The organism is Epilithonimonas sp. 33E, assembly GCF_059372615.1.
Map to the genome: position 1 here is coordinate 220,754 of NZ_CM182009.1, position 20,590 is coordinate 241,343.

General features: G+C 35.4%; 22 protein-coding genes. 16 read left to right on the top strand and 6 right to left on the bottom strand.

Annotated features, from left to right (window positions below):
- Positions 1-16: 16 nt before the first annotated feature.
- From AC5P2S_RS01040 to mraZ, 4 genes are all read right to left on the bottom strand, one after another.
- Positions 17-2,017 carry a penicillin-binding transpeptidase domain-containing protein gene (locus AC5P2S_RS01040; RefSeq protein WP_283415696.1) on the bottom strand — a complete coding sequence of 667 codons (2,001 nt, stop codon included), beginning with the start codon at positions 2,015-2,017 and terminating at the stop codon, positions 17-19.
- Positions 1,998-2,369 carry an FtsL-like putative cell division protein gene (locus AC5P2S_RS01045; RefSeq protein WP_248878322.1) on the bottom strand — a complete coding sequence of 124 codons (372 nt, stop codon included), beginning with the start codon at positions 2,367-2,369 and terminating at the stop codon, positions 1,998-2,000. Before AC5P2S_RS01045 ends, AC5P2S_RS01040 begins: the two co-directional genes overlap by 20 nt.
- Before the next feature lie 63 nt (positions 2,370-2,432).
- On the bottom strand, positions 2,433-3,326 hold the full coding sequence (rsmH, locus tag AC5P2S_RS01050) for a 16S rRNA (cytosine(1402)-N(4))-methyltransferase RsmH (protein WP_494555921.1): 894 nt from the start codon (positions 3,324-3,326) through the stop codon (positions 2,433-2,435).
- An 82-nt stretch (positions 3,327-3,408) separates the two neighbouring features.
- Complete coding sequence (gene mraZ, locus AC5P2S_RS01055) at positions 3,409-3,876, bottom strand: division/cell wall cluster transcriptional repressor MraZ (RefSeq protein ID WP_120211939.1); 468 nt, start codon at positions 3,874-3,876, stop codon at positions 3,409-3,411.
- Between the two features lie 247 nt (positions 3,877-4,123).
- On the opposite strand from mraZ, the gene AC5P2S_RS01060 reads away from it, so the two are divergent.
- From AC5P2S_RS01060 to AC5P2S_RS01090, 7 genes are all read left to right on the top strand, one after another.
- On the top strand, positions 4,124-4,750 hold the full coding sequence (locus AC5P2S_RS01060) for an NAD(P)H-dependent oxidoreductase (RefSeq protein ID WP_494555922.1): 627 nt from the start codon (positions 4,124-4,126) through the stop codon (positions 4,748-4,750).
- Between the two features lie 47 nt (positions 4,751-4,797).
- On the top strand, positions 4,798-6,393 hold the full coding sequence (gene nadB, locus AC5P2S_RS01065; RefSeq protein WP_283415693.1) for an L-aspartate oxidase: 1,596 nt from the start codon (positions 4,798-4,800) through the stop codon (positions 6,391-6,393).
- Positions 6,394-6,471: 78 nt separating this feature from the next.
- Positions 6,472-7,335 carry a carboxylating nicotinate-nucleotide diphosphorylase gene (nadC, locus tag AC5P2S_RS01070; protein WP_283415692.1) on the top strand — a complete coding sequence of 288 codons (864 nt, stop codon included), beginning with the start codon at positions 6,472-6,474 and terminating at the stop codon, positions 7,333-7,335.
- 60 nt (positions 7,336-7,395) lie between these two features.
- A complete protein-coding gene (locus AC5P2S_RS01075) occupies positions 7,396-9,981 on the top strand; it encodes a TonB-dependent receptor (RefSeq protein ID WP_494555923.1) in 2,586 nt (861 codons plus the stop codon).
- Between the two features lie 84 nt (positions 9,982-10,065).
- Positions 10,066-10,494, top strand: a complete 429-nt coding sequence (locus AC5P2S_RS01080; protein ID WP_494555924.1) for a hypothetical protein — start codon at positions 10,066-10,068, stop codon at positions 10,492-10,494.
- Positions 10,495-10,526: 32 nt separating this feature from the next.
- A complete protein-coding gene (locus AC5P2S_RS01085; protein ID WP_494555925.1) occupies positions 10,527-11,516 on the top strand; it encodes an aspartate-semialdehyde dehydrogenase in 990 nt (329 codons plus the stop codon).
- 52 nt (positions 11,517-11,568) lie between these two features.
- Positions 11,569-12,564: a cation diffusion facilitator family transporter gene (locus AC5P2S_RS01090; RefSeq protein WP_494555926.1), complete on the top strand. Its 996-nt coding sequence runs from the start codon at positions 11,569-11,571 to the stop codon at positions 12,562-12,564.
- On the opposite strand, the gene AC5P2S_RS01095 is transcribed toward AC5P2S_RS01090, so the two are convergent.
- Positions 12,561-13,019, bottom strand: a complete 459-nt coding sequence (locus tag AC5P2S_RS01095) for an exosortase F system-associated membrane protein (RefSeq protein WP_494555927.1) — start codon at positions 13,017-13,019, stop codon at positions 12,561-12,563. The genes AC5P2S_RS01090 and AC5P2S_RS01095 overlap by 4 nt on opposite strands.
- Before the next feature lie 310 nt (positions 13,020-13,329).
- A complete protein-coding gene (gene xrtF, locus AC5P2S_RS01100; RefSeq protein ID WP_494555928.1) occupies positions 13,330-13,857 on the bottom strand; it encodes an exosortase family protein XrtF in 528 nt (175 codons plus the stop codon).
- 56 nt (positions 13,858-13,913) lie between these two features.
- On the opposite strand from xrtF, the gene AC5P2S_RS01105 reads away from it, so the two are divergent.
- The 9 genes from AC5P2S_RS01105 to AC5P2S_RS01145 all read left to right on the top strand — a co-directional run bounded on the left by AC5P2S_RS01105 (position 13,914) and on the right by AC5P2S_RS01145 (position 20,555).
- A complete protein-coding gene (locus tag AC5P2S_RS01105) occupies positions 13,914-14,930 on the top strand; it encodes an aminoglycoside phosphotransferase family protein (RefSeq protein WP_494555929.1) in 1,017 nt (338 codons plus the stop codon).
- Between the two features lie 169 nt (positions 14,931-15,099).
- Complete coding sequence (locus AC5P2S_RS01110; RefSeq protein ID WP_494555930.1) at positions 15,100-16,137, top strand: patatin-like phospholipase family protein; 1,038 nt, start codon at positions 15,100-15,102, stop codon at positions 16,135-16,137.
- A gap of 146 nt (positions 16,138-16,283) precedes the next feature.
- Positions 16,284-16,445 (top strand): hypothetical protein, encoded by a 162-nt coding sequence (locus AC5P2S_RS01115; protein WP_494555931.1) that lies wholly within the window; start codon positions 16,284-16,286, stop codon positions 16,443-16,445.
- Between the two features lie 19 nt (positions 16,446-16,464).
- Positions 16,465-16,899 carry a hypothetical protein gene (locus AC5P2S_RS01120; RefSeq protein ID WP_494555932.1) on the top strand — a complete coding sequence of 145 codons (435 nt, stop codon included), beginning with the start codon at positions 16,465-16,467 and terminating at the stop codon, positions 16,897-16,899.
- Positions 16,899-17,864: a hypothetical protein gene (locus AC5P2S_RS01125; protein ID WP_494555933.1), complete on the top strand. Its 966-nt coding sequence runs from the start codon at positions 16,899-16,901 to the stop codon at positions 17,862-17,864. Before AC5P2S_RS01120 ends, AC5P2S_RS01125 begins: the two co-directional genes overlap by 1 nt.
- Before the next feature lie 159 nt (positions 17,865-18,023).
- Positions 18,024-18,185 carry a hypothetical protein gene (locus AC5P2S_RS01130; RefSeq protein WP_283415683.1) on the top strand — a complete coding sequence of 54 codons (162 nt, stop codon included), beginning with the start codon at positions 18,024-18,026 and terminating at the stop codon, positions 18,183-18,185.
- A gap of 19 nt (positions 18,186-18,204) precedes the next feature.
- The gene (locus AC5P2S_RS01135) at positions 18,205-18,729 is read left to right on the top strand and encodes a hypothetical protein (RefSeq protein WP_494555934.1); all 525 of its coding nucleotides are present in this window, start codon (positions 18,205-18,207) and stop codon (positions 18,727-18,729) included.
- Positions 18,730-18,733: 4 nt separating this feature from the next.
- Positions 18,734-20,335 carry an autotransporter outer membrane beta-barrel domain-containing protein gene (locus tag AC5P2S_RS01140; protein ID WP_283415681.1) on the top strand — a complete coding sequence of 534 codons (1,602 nt, stop codon included), beginning with the start codon at positions 18,734-18,736 and terminating at the stop codon, positions 20,333-20,335.
- Positions 20,336-20,345: 10 nt separating this feature from the next.
- Positions 20,346-20,555 carry a hypothetical protein gene (locus AC5P2S_RS01145; protein ID WP_283415680.1) on the top strand — a complete coding sequence of 70 codons (210 nt, stop codon included), beginning with the start codon at positions 20,346-20,348 and terminating at the stop codon, positions 20,553-20,555.
- The last annotated feature ends 35 nt before the right edge of the window (positions 20,556-20,590 follow it).

Below are 20,590 nucleotides of genomic sequence, written 5' to 3' on the forward strand. Positions count from 1 at the left end.
GCTTTCGCTTTAATTTTTAGTTTTGAAGATTCAAATAAATCTTTTGGTTTTTTCCAATGATTGCGCCTTCTGCTGGAAATTGTCCCGTGATTTTTCCCACACCTTTATAATCTACTCTATAGCCCAGATTTTCAAGCTGTGGAATTACATTCTTGCCAATCATCCCCACCAGATTTGGCATTGAATCTCTTGTGACATTTACCTTTATGTTTGGCGTTGTCATTTTATTAAGGTTAACTTTACGTTCAACCAAAAGTTCTTTTTCAACATTCAACGGGGTTTTGAGAAAAGTTTTTCCTGCAATTTCCTTAAAAACCGGTGCTGAAACTGTTCCTCCATAGAAACCTTTTGATGTATCAGGCTGATTGACAACTACGATACAGGTATATTTCGGATTATCCGCCGGATAAAATCCTGCAAAAGAGGCCTGATATTTCATCGGTCCGTCTTTCTTCCAATATTCGAATCTGGCTGTTCCTGTTTTTCCTGCAATTTTGAGATTGGGTGTATAGATACTCTTTGCAGTCCCTTTTTCAACAGCTTTTGTCAATGCACTTGTCATCATTTCAATTGCTTTATCGGACGCCATTTTTTTAACCATGACTTCCGGTTTTGCTTCATAAAGGATTTTACCGTCTTTCATTATTTTGTCAATGAAAAGAGGCTTCACCATTTTACCTTTATTTGCAATTCCATTATAAAAAGTTACCAGTTGCAAAAGAGGAAATCTTGACGAATATCCATAAGCCAAAGATGCCAATGTTGCCTTGTTCCAACGTTTGCTTTGTGGTGTCTGAATAGACGGTTTAGCAATTCCCGGAAGTTCGATTTGCATTTTGTCGAACATTTTCCATTTTTTAAGATGATCTATAAAAACTTCCGGCTTATCTGCGTAATGCTGTGTGATAATCTTAGCGGCACCAACGTTGCTGGATTTTGCCAAAACATCACTCACGTCATAAGTTCCGCCGCCATGACCATCCGTGATTCTTTGTCCGGCATAGGTCCAGATTCCGTTTCCGATATTGACTTTAGTATTTTCGTCTATAAATCCGTCATCCATCGCTGCCAAAAGCGAAACCGTTTTGAAAGTAGAGCCAGGTTCCTGAGCATCTTTCACAGTATAGTTATAAGCATCAACATAAATTCCCGGCTCGGTTCTTCTAAGGTTAACCATAGCACGAATTTTTCCGGTTTCGGTTTCCATTACGACAACACAACCGTGATCTGCATCAAATTTTATTAACTGATTTTCTAACGCTGAATGAGCAATATCCTGAATTCTCAAATCCAAAGTGGTGTAAACATCCTGACCGTCAATAGGTTCTTTAACCTTCCAGTAATCAATTGGTTTCCATTGTGCTGAATTGATTCTTTGCTCCAGTCTTTTTCCGTCGATCCCTGTTAAAAATCTACTGAAAGCACCTTCCAAACCGGATTTTGATTCGCCATTATCCGCTCCGATGGTTCCGGCTCCGATTTGGGTTGTTGCCAATTCTCTTCGGAAATTTCTTTCTACGATAAAGCCGCCTTTATTTTTACCTTTTTTGAAAATCGGAAACTCACGGATTCTATCGTATTCATCAAAGTCCAAACCTTTTGCTAAAAGATAGTATTGATTATTTTTCTTGTTTTGTGCGTCCAATTTTGCTCTGAAATAACTTCTAGGCTTATCGAACATTTTGCTGAGAGAGTCCGTTAAAGCACCAATATTATTGGAATAGATTGTGTCTCTCATCGATTTGAAATCCAAATAGATATCGTAGCGCATAACCGTTGTTGCCAAGATAGAACCGTCTGAAGCAAACAGATTTCCACGAGCTGCTTTTAAGGTTGCTTCTCGGTAATTTTTGCTGATGTAATTATTTTCGAATTCCTCAACATTCGTATTCTGAAGAATCATAATTCTACCCAAAAAGATGACAAACAAAATGAAAGCTCCCAAAACAAAAAGGTAGCCCCACTTCAACGCATTGGAACGCTTTTTTTCGTAATTGTTATTTGGCTGCTTTATCATCTGTGCTGTCAACTTTTATCAATAATTTCATAGGGTGGCTTTCCAAACTCACCAAAGAATCCTGAACCATTTCTTTTCCCAGTTCGGATTCCATTCTAATTTTGATTAGCCTACTTTGTGCGTAAGCGTTTCTGGATTTATATTCTTCCGTTTCTTCTTTAAGCTTGTTAACGTGTTCTATTTTTTTGTTAACCAAGTGATTACTATAAATCATCACCATCAATAACCCGAAAATGAACAGAAAATATTTGTAATGTGCTTTTACCTCATCACGGTTAAGGAAATTTCCTTTTATGATGTCCATAAAAGTGAGTTTCTTTTTCTGCTTATTATAGGTTGTCTGCTTTGCCACGTTTTTATAATTGATAAGTGATGAATGAAAATTGATAATCATTTATCGCCTAGCATTTATGATTTATAACTTTGTTCCAATTCTCATTTTTGCGCTTCGTGCTCTAGAGTTTTCTTCAATTTCTTTATCATCCGGAATGATTGCTTTGGTTTGCAACAATTCGAATGCTTTTGCATAATTTCCGTAGATATCACGCTGAGGTTCTCCTTCGAACATTCCGTTTTTCAGGAAACGTTTTACCAATCTGTCTTCCAGAGAATGATAAGAAATCACGACCAATCTTCCTTCCTGCTTCAAAATCTTATAAGACTGAACCAACATTTCTTTCAACACTTCCAGTTCCTGATTTACCTCAATTCTTACCGCCTGGAAAACCTGAGCAAAGAATTTATTTTGCTTAAATGCAGGAATATAACTGAACAGATTTTTTAAATCCTCAGTTGTTTCAATTTTTTTTGATTTTCTATGATGAACAATTTCTCTCGCCAATTTTCTTGCTTCTCTCAGCTCTCCATAATGGTAAAAGATGTCCGCCAGATCTTCCTCTTCGTACTCGTTGATGATTTTCTTCGCATCAAGACCTTGCATCACATTCATTCTCATATCAAGTGGAGCATTGCTTCTTGTAGAAAATCCTCTCTCTGCTTCATCAAACTGATGAGAAGAAACTCCTAAATCCGCTAAAATCCCGTCAACTTGAGAAATTCCATAAGCCAACATCGAATTTTCCAAAAACCTGAAATTCTGATTAACTAAAGTAAATCTCGGGTCATCAATGGCGTTTTTCAATGCATCCAAATCCTGGTCAAAAGAAAATAATTTTCCCTTGTCCGAAAGTCGGCTCAAAATCTCACGAGAATGTCCGCCTCCACCAAAAGTGCAGTCCACATAAATCCCGTCCGGATTGGTTACCAGAGCGTCTACACTTTGTTTTAACAAGACAGGATTGTGATACATTGTTTTTATAATTGATGAATGATGATTGATAAATGATTTAATAATTCGGTTTAAAAACCTATTAATTATTTTTTCTTAATTACTAATTTGATTCTTCGGAATCAAGATTTCCCATCACATCTTCCGCCAGACTGGCAAAATCCGATTCGCTGACTGAGATAACCTGTTCATAAGAATCTTTATCCCAAATCTCGAACAATTCGCCGGCGCTTGTAATCACGATATCTTTCCCAAGATTTGCAAATTGTGTTAAATCCTTACTGATTTGCAAACGACCAACGTTATCCAACTCCGCCGTTTTGACTCCAGCCGTAAACATCCTGATGAAATCTGCATTTTTTTTCACAAATCGGTTAAGACCGTTTATTTTTGCCATCAGTTTTTCCCAAGGCTTCATTGGATAAACCTCAAGACACTTCTGAAACACCGACCGCTTGATTACAAATGGCTCATCTGCAAAATGTTCCATCTGCTTCGTAAGCGAAGCAGGCAGTTTGATGCGCCCTTTGTCATCGATTTTACATTCGTATGTTCCAATGAAGTTTTTCATTTGGAGCAAATTTATATAAAAATCTACCACATTTTACCACTTTTGCCCACTTTTATACTTAATGTTTATAACTTTTTTGTCTTACAACTTTCTTGGCTAATGATTTGATTTAAAATCGATTAAAATAGAATGTTGCGAAAAGCCTTACCATAAAGCATTTGCAATGAATAACTTAAAAAATTCGGGGGTAAAGTTTCGTTATTTAAAATGATTCTAACCTAAAATGATAAATGAGTATATTTGTTATATGAACTACTTAGAAGCACTTAACTGGCGATATTCTGTAAAAAAATTTGACGGAAGAAAGATCTCGTCAGAAAAATTGAATAATATTCTGGAAGCCGGAAGGTTGTCTGTCAGTTCTTTAGGACTTCAGCCGTATCATCTTTTGGTGGTGGAAAATAATGAAATGCTCAAAAAATTGATTCCGGCGTTTTATAATCCTTCACAGATCTCGACTTGTTCACATCTAGTAGTGTTGGTTTCAAAAACCAACATCAATAAGAGTTACGTTGATGGCTATTTCGGTCACATTATTAATGAAAGAGGTGTGACTTTGGAACAGTTATCCGCTTTTAGAAATAACATCAATTCATTTATAGAAAGTTATTCTGCCAAAGAATTGGAAAGTTGGTCCGAGAAACAAAATTATATTGTTCTCGGTTCGATGATTATGGCTGCTGCTCAAGAACAGGTTGATACTTGTCCAATGGAAGGTTTCAAAGCAGAAATCCTGGAAGATATCCTGAAAATCGATAAAGCGAATGAAAAAGTGGCCGTAGTTTTAGCTGTAGGTTATCGCTCGGAAGATGATATTTTTCAGAATTTTAAAAAAGTCAGGAAACCTTACGATAAGTTCATCAAATTCTTTTAACTTTATTATACCTTTATTAATTAAGGATTTATTTAACCAAAGATTCTATGATAAAAACAGACGTTCTTGTAATTGGTTCCGGGATTTCGGGCTTGTCTTATGCCATTAAAATCTCCGAACAGTTACCAGAAACAAAAATCATCATCGTAACCAAATCCAACGAAGACGAAAGCAATACCAAATATGCACAAGGTGGATTGGCTGTAGTTACGGATTTTTCCAAGGATAATTTTCAAAAACATATTGATGACACATTACGGGCCGGAGATTACATCAATAACCCGGATATTGTAAAAATGGTTGTGGAAGAAGCTCCACATCGTTTCAATGAGATTGTGGAATGGGGGGCAAAATTTGACCAGGAAAAAGGAAAGTATTCTCTCGGAAGAGAGGGAGGGCACACGGAAAACCGAATTGTACATCACAAAGATATCACTGGTTTCGAGATTGAAAGAGCGCTTCTGGAAACAGTTAATAACTCTCCGAATATTGAAATCCTGCCACATCATTATGTCATCGACCTGATAACACAGCACCACGTTCCGGGAAAGGAATTTGATAAAGGAAATATCGATTGTTACGGTGCTTATATTCTGGATGAGAAAAATAAAAAAATCAAGAAGATCACTTCGAAAATTACTTTGGTTGCAACTGGTGGCGCTGGTCACGTTTATAAAAATACAACCAACCCGATTATTGCAACAGGCGACGGAATTGCCTTTGTTCACAGAGCGCAGGGAAAGGTTTCGAATATGCAGTATTATCAGTTCCATCCAACAGCAATGTACTCTAAAAGAGACGGAATGCTGTTCCTTATTTCCGAAGCTGTCCGTGGCGATGGTGCAAAGCTTCGTACCAAAAATGGAAAGCCATTTATGCAAAAATACGATGAGCGTGAAGAATTGGCTTCCCGTGACATCGTTGCAAGAGCTATTGATAACGAATTGAAAATCAGTGGTGATGATTATGTCGGTTTGGACTGCCGGGAGATGGACAGAGAAAAATTCATCAATCATTTTCCTAATATTTATCAAAAATGCATTGATGAGGGTATTGATCCGTTCAAAGAATTGATTCCGGTTGTTCCTGCCTGTCATTATCTAATGGGTGGGATTGACACAGATAAAAATGGGCAATCTTCTATAAAAAATCTTTTTGCAGTTGGAGAATGTACCAATTCCGGACTTCACGGTGCGAATCGTTTGGCATCCAATTCTTTATTGGAAGGTTTGGTTTTCGGCCATAATGCGGCGATGAAAACCGTTGAATTGTTAAAAGAAAATGATTTCAATTTTGATGATTTGAAAGCAGTTCCCGAATGGAATGACGAAGGGATGAAAATGATGGACGAAATGGTTCTTGTAACTTACCTCAGAAAACAACTTCAGGAGATGATGAGTGACCTGGTTGCGATTGTAAGAAGCAATGCGAGATTGGAATTGGCCAAGAAAAAACAACGCGAAATCTACGAAGCAGTGACGGAACTTTATAATTATTCCATACTTTCACCTCAGCTTTCGGAATTGAGAAATCTTGTGAATGTTTCTTACCTTATTATAAAACATTCTCTGGAGATGAAAGAAAATAAAGGCGCATTCTATAATAAAGATTTAGCTACGAAACCGTTGCTTATAAACGAATAAATCCTTTTTTTAATTTAATTACCCTTTCAAAGTTTGAAACTCTGAAAGGTTTTATATTTTTACGCAAATTTTCAAAGTATGAAAAGACCAGCTTACGCCAGCGATAAAGTTTTAAAAGAATTCATAAAAACAGCTCTGGAAGAAGATATCCAAAACGGCGATCATTCGACATTGTCCACAATTCCAAAAGATTTGGAACAAAGAGCACAACTTTTGGTTAAAGAAAACTGCATACTTGCCGGAGTGGAATTGGCGGAAATTATTTTCAAGACATTCGATAGAAATTTAAAAGTTGAAGTTTTTATTAAAGATGGTCAATCTGCAAAAAAAGGAGATGTTGCTTTTATAGTCTCCGGAAAAGCCAGATCGATCTTGTCAACTGAGCGTCTGGTGCTGAATTGCATGCAAAGAATGAGCGGTATTGCAACAATGACGCACGATTGGGATTCCCGATTAGTTGGAACCAAAACAAAGCTTTTGGATACAAGGAAAACCACACCAAACTTCAGAGTTTGTGAAAAGTGGGCGGTTGCGATAGGTGGCGGAACCAATCACAGATATGGACTTTATGACATGATAATGTTGAAAGACAATCATATTGACTACAATGGAAGCATTACTAATGCTGTAAAAATGGCGAAAGATTATGTCAAAAAAAACAAACTTAAACTAAAAATTGAAGTCGAAACACGTAATCTGGAAGAGGTTGAAGAGGCGGTAAAATCTGGTGCAAACAGGATTATGTTTGATAATATGGATGTGGAAACCATGACCAAAGCAGTAAAAATAGTTAACGGGAAAACCGAAACGGAAGCTTCCGGCGGCATCACCCGCGAAGTGTTAAATTCGGTAGCGAAAACCGGTGTTGATTTTATATCGGCTGGCGCTTTAACCCATTCTTCGAACAATATTGATCTGAGTCTCAAGGCTTTAAAAAATTAACAGTTTATTAACAATACTTATCATTTTTTTTAGGACTTTTGCGGCATAAATCTTAAAAAAATGAAAATGTTATCAAAGAAGCCGGCTTTGGCCCTGATGCTGACAATGACAACGGCAAGTTTTTACTTTGCCCAATCAACAAAGGATACACTATCGAAAACCAACGAAATTGAACAAGTTGTAATAGCAGGAGTCGCTGATATCGCAAAAGATAGAAAGACTCCTGTTGCTGTTTCTACGATCAAAGAAGCTCAGATCATAGAAAAAATAGGAAATCAGGAATTTCCGGAAGTTCTGAATTCTACACCTTCTGTATATGCTACTAAAGGTGGCGGCGGTTTTGGAGATTCAAATCTTATTATTAGAGGTTTTGATCAAAGAAATATTGCAATCATGGTAAATGGTGTGCCTGTAAATGATATGGAATCTGGTGCTGTTTATTGGTCTAACTGGGCCGGATTATCTGATGTGACTTCAGCTATGCAGGTACAAAGAGGTTTAGGCTCCTCAAAACTGGCAATTGCTTCAGTAGGAGGAACGGTAAACATTCTTACCAGAGCTGCGGATAAAAAACAAGGTGGTATTGTCTCTCTTGGAGTAGGAAATGATGATTATCACAAGTCATTATTTGCTTACAACACGGGAAAAAATGACAAAGGATGGTCTTCTTCTTTTTTGATGTCCAGAACAGCAGGTAGAACTTATATTGACAATACACAATTCGAAGGATATAACTATTATTTTGCTCTTGGTTACCAACCAAATGCGAAACATGATTTTCAATTCACTATTACAGGTGCTCCACAAACACATAATCAAAGAACGTTTGCACCTACAATTGCAAATTATATAAAATACAATCCAGATCATGATAATACTCCATACAGACAATATAATTCTGACTGGGGCTATATGAATGGTGAAGCATTCCCAATGCGTGTTAATTACTATCATAAGCCAGTAATTTCACTTAATTGGGATTGGAAAATCTCTGAAAATTCCAAGTTAAATACTGTAGGTTATGGTTCTTTTGGTAGAGGTGGAGGAACTGGAGACATTGGAAAAGTAGGAGGAAAAACTTTGACACAATGGGGTGTTGATAGTAATGGGCAAATGAATTTGGATCAGGTCTATGCCGCAAATGCCTTAATAAATCCTGATACCGCTGCAGCTGGATCTACTTTGGTCAGAAGGACGTCTATCAACTCGCACAACTGGTTTGGTTTGATTTCAAGCTTTAACCACAGGGTGAATGAGAATTTCAACTTCACTGCAGGGATTGACACAAGATATTACTACGGATATCATTATCAGCTGATAACTAATTTGATGGGAGCTAGAGGTTACAAAGATGATAAGAACTCTAACATTGCTCCGAATGTTGTTTCCAGTGTTTATTCAACAAATCCGACTTGGAATCCTTTCGGAGGAAAAATAGATCCAATTGAAGACAGAATAGGATACAGCAATGATGGAGAAGTATTATGGTATGGTGCTTTTGGCCAGGCAGAATATTCTACTGAAAAATTATCGGCATTTGTTCAAGGGGCGGTTTCAAACCAAGGATTTCAAAGAATTGATAACTTTGTGAAGGATGGTGTTACTGTACAAAGAAACCAAATCGTAAATACTAAAACAGGATTCAAAGATATACTTGGATATAATATAAAAGGAGGTGTTAATTATAATTTTGATGATCATAATAACGCTTTCGCAAATATTGGATTCTATTCTAAACAGCCATTCCTGAATTCTGTTTATCCAAGTAATTACCAAGTTGTAAATCCAAATCTTACTAACGAAAAAATCTTTTCTGCAGAACTTGGATATGGATTTAGAAGCAGTATTTTTTCTGCAAATGTGAATATCTACAGAACTTCTTGGGCTGATAGATGGCAGAGAAAGAGTGTTAACTTTGATCCAAGTGCAGGAGCTAGTACTACAACTGGGTATGTGGAAATGTCCGGCATTCAAGAAGTGCATCAGGGTGTTGAATTGGATTTTGTAATTAAGCCGGTAAAAATCCTTGAAATAACAGGAATGTTCTCTTATGGTGATTATTATTATAAAGGCAATGCTAATGGATCATTATTTGATGATAATAACAATCCGGTATCATTCAACAACTCAACATCCAATTCATCTGAGTTATTCCTAGATAAAGCTAAAGTAGGAAATGCGCCTCAAACCACAGCTGCACTAGGACTTAATATAAAACCAGTTAAGGACTTATCTTTTGATACACAATGGAGATATGTTGATAGAAACTATGCTAATATTGATGTGAATACTTTCACTGATCCTATTGTTGCTGCAAAAGGTACATTAGAATTACCAAGCTTCAACCTTTTTGATTTAGGATTATCTTATAAGATTAGATTAAATAACGATAAGCAATATTTCACTATCAGAGGTAACGTTTATAATTTATTTGATACAACTTATATCCAAGAATCTGCTACCAACAATCACGTTAAAAAAGTATCAGACTTTAAGACTTCCAGCAATACGGACGCGCAAGCTCAGGCATTATATGATGCTTATATCAATAATCCAAACAACTTCTATAAAGGTTTAGACACTTCTAACAGAGTTTATTTTGGTTTCGGAAGAACATGGGCGGCTACTTTATCTTTCAATTTCTAAAACAACTAATAATAGTTTAATTAATATCTCAAATCCCGGCAATCTGTCGGGATTTTTCTATCTTTGTCAATCAAAAATCTGGATATGGAATTTTATAACATTCTTTTGCACGCGCACAAAGGTTTCGCTTACCTCGAACTTTTGCTGGTAGCTGCATTTTTAGTTCTTTTGCTTGTAACGATGTTTGGTTACAGCGGTAATATTTCAAAAGGTCTCAAAAAAGTAACATTGTTTACAATGATATTTTTTCACGTTCAATTCTTAGTAGGAATCACTATGCTGATTACGAACATTACAAAAGGATTGGATATGGGCGCTGTAATGAAAAACGCAGACCTCAGATTCCAATATGTGGAACATCCTTTCTCTATGCTGGTTGCAGCAATTTTAATGACCATCATCAACAAAAAAGTAAAATCTAACGACAAATTAACAATTCCTCTTGTATCATTAGGATTGGTTGCAATTGCATTATTCGTATTTGCATTCCCTTGGGCAAGAGTTTTCGGATAAATTACTTAACAATTTAAATTAATCAAAAAACAATGAAAGTAGCTGTAGTAGGCGCAACCGGAATGGTTGGACAAGTTATGCTGAAAGTTTTGGAAGAGAGAAATCTTCCAATTACCGAATTAATTCCCGTAGCATCAGAGAGATCTGTTGGAAACAAGGTCAAATTCAAGGACAAGGAATTTACTATCGTTAGCATGAACGACGCTATTGCAGTCAAACCCGAGATCGCTATTTTTTCAGCTGGAGGTGGAACATCTTTGGAGTTTGCTCCAAAATTCGCCGAGGTTGGAACAGTAGTGATAGATAACTCATCAGCTTGGAGAATGGATCCGACTAAAAAGTTAGTAGTTCCCGAGATCAATGCTAATGTTCTGACAAAAGAAGACAAGATCATTGCTAATCCCAACTGTTCTACAATCCAGTTGGTAATGGTTCTTCATCCGCTGAATCAGAAATATGATATCAAAAGAGTCATTGTTTCAACTTACCAATCTGTTACCGGAACAGGAAAAGCAGCTGTTGATCAACTGAATTCTGAAATTAGAGGGGAAAACCCTGAGAAAGTTTATCCTTACCAGATTTTCAAAAATGCATTGCCACATTGTGATGTTTTTGCGGATGATGATTATACTAAGGAAGAAATCAAATTGATGAAAGAACCTAAGAAAATTATGGGCGATGATACTTTCAATTTGACAGCAACTGCAGTAAGAGTTCCTGTACAAGGTGGACACTCTGAAAGTGTAAACATCGAGTTTGAAAACGAATTTGATCTGGAAGAAGTAAGAAAAATCCTTTCCGAAACGCCGGGAGTAGTTCTTCAGGATAACGTCAAAAATAACGAGTATCCGATGCCATTATATTCCGAAGGAAAAGATGAGGTTTTTGTGGGAAGAATCAGACGAGACCTTTCACAGCCGAAAACGCTCAATCTCTGGATTGTGGCAGACAACCTGCGAAAAGGAGCTGCGACCAACGCCGTTCAGATTGCTGAATACCTTGTAGCAAACAACTTAGTATAAACTAACAAAATCTAAAGAATCTTCGAAATTTCGAAGATTCTTTTTTATTAGAATGGAAACAAAAAAACAAACGGCCAATATTGCCTTCCAAAAATGGATTGCCATTGTTGGTGTTCTCCTTTTCATCGGAAAATTGATTGCATGGAAACTGACCAATTCTGATGCTGTTTTCTCCGATGCAATGGAAAGTATTGTGAATGTCATCAGTGCTTTTTTAGGACTTTATTCCTTGTATCTTGCTGCAAAACCAAGGGATGAAAACCACCCTTACGGTCATGGAAAAGTTGAGTTTGTGACTTCTGCTATTGAGGGTTCCTTGATCAGTATTGCCGGGGTGTTGATTATCTATGAAGGAACCAACAGTTTGATTTCGGGAAAGGTTCTGAGTAAGCTTGACTTAGGAATTTGGATTATTGCGGCAACGGCTGTTATCAATTACGTTATCGGTTACATTTCGATTCAGAAAGGAAAGAAGGAGAATTCGATAGTTCTGATTGCTTCCGGCAAACATCTTCAATCCGATACGATTACAACTTTGGGTGTCGTTGTCAGTCTAGGTTTGGTTTACTTTACAAAAATCGTTTGGATTGATTCTGTGGTGGCTTTGATTTTAGGAATTTATATCATTCTGATTGGTTACAAAATCATCCGTAAATCGCTCAGCGGCATTATGGATGAAGCTGATCCCGAAATGCTTGAAAGATTAGCCAAATTCCTTAATGAAAATCGAAAGCCTGAATGGATTGATGTGCATAATATGAAAATACAGCAGTTCGGAAGTAAGCTGCATATCGATGCTCACTTGACGTTGCCCTGGTATTTTGAACTGAGAACTGCTCACGATGAAATGGAAGAAGTGATCAAACTCATTGCTAAAAATACGGATCGTTCAGTTGAATTTAATTTCCATATGGATGATTGTAAGCCAACATCCTGCGCTATTTGCCAGATTTTTGAATGCCCGGTTCGTCAACACGTTTTTACCAAAAAAATCGAATGGAACGGTGAGAATATCTCCCAGCCGGATAAGCATACGCTGAAAAATTAAGCCTGAGTGATTTTCTTCCGGTAATAAAAAACAGGAATAAGAAGAATAACTGTCAATGGCTGGATCACAAACCGTCTCACATAAAAAGAGAATAGATATCCGAATTGGAACCGGTCATAGATACAATAAAGATAGATTGGGAACACGATCAGAAAAACCAGTGCAATCAATATAAAAGCCTGCTTTGTCAAATCTTTGTTCTGAAAAAGGAAATGAACAATTACTAATGAAAAAAAAGTGTTTAGTCCAAATCTTAAAAGATAACTCAATATTAATTTCTCCCAAATGAAATTAGGAAAAACTTCGTTCTGATTGGCAGATTTGAAAAAATGCAAAAACGGATCGTAGAATAATTTGTCTTCCAAACCGCGAATAGCGATTAATCCTAAAATACCACATATAACCAAAAACCACCTTAGGATTTTTGGAAATTTTAAGCACTGCAAAATTGACATGCGAACAATCATTTTACAAAATATAGATTCTTTGAATAGATAAATGCATTATGAATTGTTCAATCCACAGATTGAAAAATCATAAATTCATTATTTACTTACGAGAGTAAATTTTATAAAACGAATTGAAAGGTATTAGAATCAGGTTGATTCAGTAAGGTGCTGTCAATAATCCCGGAATGGGTAATAATAAATTTATTTTTCATTTTTGAATACTGTGTTAGGATGCAAATTTACAAAATAATTATTATTAGTTGCTAAGAATCAGCAGTTAATGTCTGAAAAAATTAAATATATTAATCGTAACTTATTATTTATCGGCTTTTCTTAAAGCAAAAAACTGAATCCAGATCAGCCAGAGAATGATGACTCCGCCATAGATAATCGCAGGGAAAATATAGTCATGCCCGATTTTTTCGTATTGAGGATATTTGAGAAAAATAATATTGAGTAATACGATTCTGGAAACATTGAGAATATGTAATAAAACTAATCCGCCCAGGACAAACAAAAATGTTTTAGAACCTTTGTAAAAAGCAAAAACAAAAGCAGAAAACAGGATCGCAACGGAGAAAACATTACAGCCTTCCACCATTCTTGTGGTGAATTTTCCGGAAGTCTGAAACAAAACGCTGTGAAGTTTCAGACTGTCTACCAATACAGTGGGAAAACCTAATGCATTCTGGACAAGAGCCACTTGTACAGCCACCCATCTTGTGAAAGGATCTACCACATCATCCATATATGCGTTAAGATAAAACTGGTACAGCAATACCACCACGATATAGATGACCACAAATCTTAACAGAATCTTCAGAACCGGCAGAAAATCTTTCATAAGGTAAAATTACAATTTTTCGTGTTTCAAATTCTATTATTAATTAACTTTGTTCTATGCAGGAACATCAGGATTTTTTAGAAGGATTTTTGAATCGGAAACCGGATACATTTGTTGCGCTTCCACAAAGTGGCTCTTCCAGAATCAACTACATCGCAAGCTCGAATGATCAAAAATATGTAGTGACATATAATGAAAATCTTCTGGAAAATGAAGCATTTTTTTATTTCTCCGGATTGTTTCAAAACCTTGATCTTAATACCCCAAAAATCTTAAAAATCAATTCTGATAGAGATCTTTATATCCAGGAATTCCTTGGAAGCAAGACACTTTCGGAGGTTATTGCTGCAGAAGGATTATCAGAAAGAGTTAAAGATTTCGTCAAAAAAAGTTTGGAAAAATTGTTCGAACTGCAAACCAAAACTTTAGGTAAGGCAGATTTCACAAAGAGTTTCGAATATGAAAGTTATGATGATCTGCCAATTACACATGACCTTTATTATTTCAAAAATTTCCTGATCGATGTTTTGGAGATCGGATATCATAAATCTACTTTGCTGAAAGAGTTTAAAACGATTTCCGGAAAGATTCAGAAACTTGAGCCAAGAACATTGATGATCCGCGATTTCCAATCCAGGAATATATTGTTGAATGACAATGATGAAGTGTTCTTTATCGATTATCAATCAGCCATGGAAGGGCCTGCAGGTTACGATGTGATCTCTTTTCTTTATCAGGCCAAAGCCAATTTTCCTGAAAATTTCAAAGAAGAAATGCTGGATTATTATTTATCACTGTGGCATCTGGAACCGGACAAAAATAACCTAAAGGAATCTTTTAACTGGCTGAAAATGATGCGTTTTCTTCAGGTTTTAGGCGCATATGGGTTCCGCGGCCTGATCCAGAGAAAATCACATTTTTTAGCGAGTCTTTTACAGGGAATTGACAATATTTATGAACTGAATCAAAACTGGAGTGAGATTGCTCTGCAGTTTCCGGAATTGTATTTTATCATTCTAAAATTAAAAAGTCAAGAAATCCAATCAAAAATTGAGGAACTGATTATTGATTGATTTTGTATCAAATTAGCAATGTCATTCCAAACTCACTATTGTAAACAATACGTTTCTTAGTCACTAATACAATACGGTAATTCAACTTTAGTAAAGAAAAAATATCACGACGAGTTCTGTCGCTGCCCGCATCTACATTTGCTTTATCAAATCATTAAAATTATTGCAAATGAAAAAGATCACAATACTCTCTTTAGACGGCGGCGGAATCCGGGGCATTATTTCATGCATCATTCTCCGTTATCTTGAAGAGATTTTACAGCAAAAAGATCATCCGAATGCGAAGCTCGGCGATTATTTTGATATGATTGCAGGCAGCAGCACCGGCGGAATCCTGGCTTCGGTTCTACTTTATCCTGATGACAACAAAAAAGCCAGATATTCTATTAAAAAAGCATTTGAGCTTTATACAGAGAAAGGTGAAGATATTTTTAATGTTTCACTATGGGAAAGTTTGATTAACCCGTTTGGATTATTCAGTGAGAAAATTTCGCAGGATAATCTGGAAAGGCAGCTCAAAGATTTTTTTGGAGGACTTGAGATCAAAGACTTTATAAAACCTTCTCTCATCACGAGTTATGATATCGAAAACAGACGGGCCAAATTATTCAATACCATTAACGCAAAACAAGCCCAGCAGAATTTTTTGGTCAGAGACATTTGTCGGGCGACAGCTGCTGCACCCACTTATTTCTCTCCGGCTCAGATCAGATCATCCTATGGACAGAGTTTTAGCCTGATAGATGGAGGAATGTTTGCCAACAATCCTGCTCTTTGCGCATATGCAGAAGCTAGAAAAATTCCTTTTGCAGATATTTTTGAAAATCCTGAAAAACCTAATTACCCGGCTGTAAATGATATGATGATAGTCTCTTTGGGAACGGGAACGGAAATGAAATCTTACCCGATCAACAAATATAAAAATGTTGGCAAATTAGCCTGGATTGGTCCGATCATCGATATCCTGCTTTCTGCCAATGCAGAAACTGTGGATTATCAGTTGAACCAAATGTTTATGACTCTTGGCAAAAGAAACAGACAGAATTATTACAGAATTAATCCTTCACTTAAAACGGCTTCTCCCGAGATGGATAATGTGAAAAAGAAAAATCTGGAAGCATTGATACAGGCAGGTTTATGCTATGTTGATGAGAACAATGAATTGCTCAATCAGATTGCTGAAAAATTAATTAAAAATAAAATTTGATACGTCAAGTTCTGGCGTCACGACCAACTACTTTTGGATTATAATTAAGGCCTCAATTTAATCTAAATTATTTTTTAACGAAAACCAATTATGATATCAGCAAAACAGCTGGTAAGGACAACTATTACCCAAACACAAAATATAATATGGAAAACCCAACAGAAACAATAAACGAAGAATTTTCCCAAAACCCGATCTATAGTATCGATTGGGAAGATATTGAGAATGAGGAATCAGACTATGATTTCTACCTGGATGAGATTGAAAGCTTTTTCAGGGAAGACTTTGACAACAACATTATTTATTAATCTTTAAAATTAAAATTTTATGAAATCAAAAACAGACTTAAAAGGTTTTTTCGAAACTGGAGATAAACCCACGCAAACACACTTTCATGAGTGGTTGGATTCTTATTGGCATAAGGATGAATCTTCCCAAATAAAGATTAACTCTACAACTGAAATTACAAATCAGACTAAAACCTCAGACGGATTCTCACAAAATGGGAAAAATGTTTTGATTGATAATGGCAGTACACCTATCAACTATAAAATAAATCTGGCAACCGACACTGAAGAAAATTTTCTTATTACAGGTGTAAAATTAGGATCAGGAGTCGTCACTTTTGTCGCTGGATCGGGAACTCCGGTATTAACTCGTATTGATAATACATTAGCTTTGAATGGAGCAAGAGGAAGTCGTTTTATGATTTCCAGAGTAGGTAACACGAATGAATTTTTAATCTTCATAAATAATCTATAATGAATTCAGCAGTTTTTTATCCAATAAATAAGCCTTTTGCAAAGCTTTCTTTGGTGAACTCTCCAAGATGTTGGTTTCATTTATCTACCAGAAAAAGTGATGTAATGATTGATTGGGGAGATGGAACAAAAGAGATAGTAACAGTAAGTAAAAACAAAACAGGTTATGGAAGTATGACATACATTAAGCATCAATATAGTATTAATTATACAGGTGATGTTAAAATATATCCTTTAGGTGGGTTAAGTGATGTACTTTCAATTGCATTTGTTGATGATGCCAGAGAATTTTTTGGGCCTACCGGAGCGTCAAAATGTACACAATACAGATTTTCCAATGAGTTTGTAAAACAATTTCCTAATATCGTTTATTTTCACGCCTATCTTTATTATTATCATGACAATAGTGGTTATGCCGGAGTAGAAATTAGTGGAGATTGGTCTGATATCCCTGATTCTCTGGAAACATTATCATTACCTATGATTAACACAGATTCTATTCCTAATATTAACTGTAGCAATTTTTCTCCTACCAGTAACCTTAAGAACCTCTTAGTGTGTTATGATAGTGCTTATGACAATAATGGTGATGGTACAATAGGGACAGGAACTAGGGTTTTCAGGTTTAATATATTGGGAGATCTGGCTAAATTGCCACCAAATATTCAGCAGGTAAGATTATGGTATTCTAGAGAAACGGCTCCAACATATTCTGGAGGTAGAAATTGGAATGCAACAATGGACTATATATTTTTATTTGGACAAAAGCCATTTTCTGGATCTGTTACTACAAAATATCTTTCCAAAGCAGATAATGATAGATTATTAAATGATTTATCTTACATATCAAGTTGGGTAGGAACTAAAACGATATATACAAGAGGAACACGATCAGCAGATTCTGATCAAGCTGTATCCAACTTACAAGCAAAAGGTGTTTCAGTAACTCCGGCAACAGCAAGTTAAAATAAAATTTGATACGTCAAGTTCTGGCGTCACGACCAACTACTTTTGGATTATAATTAAGGCCTCAATTTAATCTAAATTATTTTTTTAACGAAAACCAATTATGATATCAGCAAAACAGCTGGTAAGGACAACTATTACCCAAACACAAAATATAATATGGAAAACCGAACAGAAACAATAAACGAAGAATTTTCCCAAAACCCGATCTATAGTATCGATTGGGAAGATATTGAGAATGAGGAATCAGACTATGATTTCTACCTGGATGAGATTGAAACCTTTTTCAGGGAAGACTTTGACAACAACATTATTTATTAATCTTTAAAATTAAAATTTTATGAAATCAAAAACAGACTTAAAAGGTTTTTTCGAAACTGGAGATAAACCTACACAAGAACATTTCCACGAGTGGTTGGATTCTTATTGGCACAAGGATGAAAAAATCCCTATGGATAGCCTGAACATTGATGTATCTTCCAAAGCAGACAAAACAGCGGAAAATCTTTCTGCAGAAAATATCGCAAGCTGGAAAACAAAACTTATTGAACCGTCACAGATTACAATCGAGACTACATTAAGCATTGATACAAATAAAGATGTAAACGGTGTAAAAATGCATGGAAGAAATGTGGTAGTAAAGAATGGATCCAGCAATATCAACATACAATGCTTGACAAGTTCTGCTTCGGACTTTATGTGTACAATTACAAAAGCGGGTACAGGAAGCATAACTTTTACGAATGGGTCTGGAGTGACAATTAATCAAGTAGATTATACAAATATATTAAACGGAGGGATTGGCAGTACTGCAAAAATCCAAAGAATTGATAATGTATATTATATAAGAATCTTTAATACTTAAAAATATGAATGTAATAGAACAATATGATGCGAATAATGTTTATTATCCTATTAGTGTTAATAATTGCACTCAGATACAAAAACTTTATTTCGGTACAATTGATGAAAATATATACAAGAGCAAATCAGATTGGGGAGACGGAACTTCAAATAATGTAATTAGCACTTCAAACTATTCTGCTAAAAATTATTCGAATAATTATACAGGGAAAATTAAAATTTATTCTAATCCTAAAAAAGTTAAAGAAATCATATTTGACCTTGGGATATCCAATTTAGGTACAGAAACAAACCCATTAGGCTACATAAAAAATGTTGATTTAACTCCAGATATTTTAGATTTTTTTCCTAATTGTGAAAAATTATTATTTAATCATTATTGTTATGGTTCTGGAGACTTATCTTTTCAGGGAAAAGTGATTGGCGAATGGGCTACTAAATGTGGAAATAAGTTAAAAAATTTAGAACTAAGGAATAATGATTATCCACAGTCTAATCCAACTTTTGATCTAAATTTAATACCTTCTAATTCTGTATTGGAATCTTTGTATTTGGGTAGTGGATATGCTGTTAATAACTCTTTTGTCAACGTATCGGGCAGTTTAAATAACTTGCCATCAAGTTGTAAAATAATATATTTGGGTAATGATAAAACGGGCACAACTAACTCAGTTTCGGGTAATATTTCGCCATCGGTTGAAGAGCTATCGAGATTAGGAAGAAATACAATATCTGGAAATATTAATACTTTTTCTTCTAATTTTCGCTATTTATATCTTTTAGGAAGCAATACTGTTTCAGGGGTTTTACCTTCCTTTCCTTATTTAACTTATATTAATCTAGGAGGAAACAACACAATTTCTGGAAATTTAATAAATATTTCAACTGCTGGAACCATTTCTATAACAGGAATGAACACGATATCAGGTAATATTCCTAACCTGCCTAATACAACTTTATTAACGATAAACGGATCAAATAATCTAACAGGATCAGTTCCTGTTCTAAATTCAATAACTCAATTCACAGTTAATGGTAATAATACTTTAAATGGTGTTCTAAATCTTCCTAATGCTACATTAATAACCGTAGGAGGACAAAATACAATCACTGCTTTAAATCTACCAAAATCAAATGGAGTTGTTATTTCTGGTCAGAACAAAATAACCGGAGATTTGTTCACTCAAATAAATTCTGCAACGAGCAATATACAAATAGGAGGAGAAAATACTATTTCTTCAATTAGTGGAGTTTTTTCTAATTGTAGTACTTTCAGCATAGGTGGGCAGAATACTATTTCAGGAGATATTTTATCAAAATGCCCTAATGCCAATTCAATCGTCATTGCAGGAAATAATACAATGAATGCTTATAATAGTAAAACATATCCTTCTAATATGGGAACTCTTGATATTACAGGCTTAGCGACTTTATCAAGCACAATGGTAGATCAGATATTGATAGATTTAGCAAGAGATGTTACAAATTGGTCTGGGTCTAAAAGAATAACATTAAAAGGTAATTGCCAGCCACCTTCATCAGCGAGCGCAGCTGCAAGAGCAAATTTAACATCTGCTCCCAAAAATGTGACACTGTTAACAAATTAAAATGAAACAAATGATCAAATCAACAAAAAAAGTAAATGATGTCAATTCAGTAATCTTGACTAAGAAATGTATTTTAGTTTGGGATAAAGAAAAGTACCTTATTGTTAATGAAGTTAGTAATACAGGAAAAGTATATCCTGGCATGGAAACTTTTTACGCAGAATTCGACACAGAACAGGAATTACAAGATTACATCTCAGAAAATAATCTTGTAGAATAATCAACGCTCCTTTTTATAGGAGGAAAAATCAATAA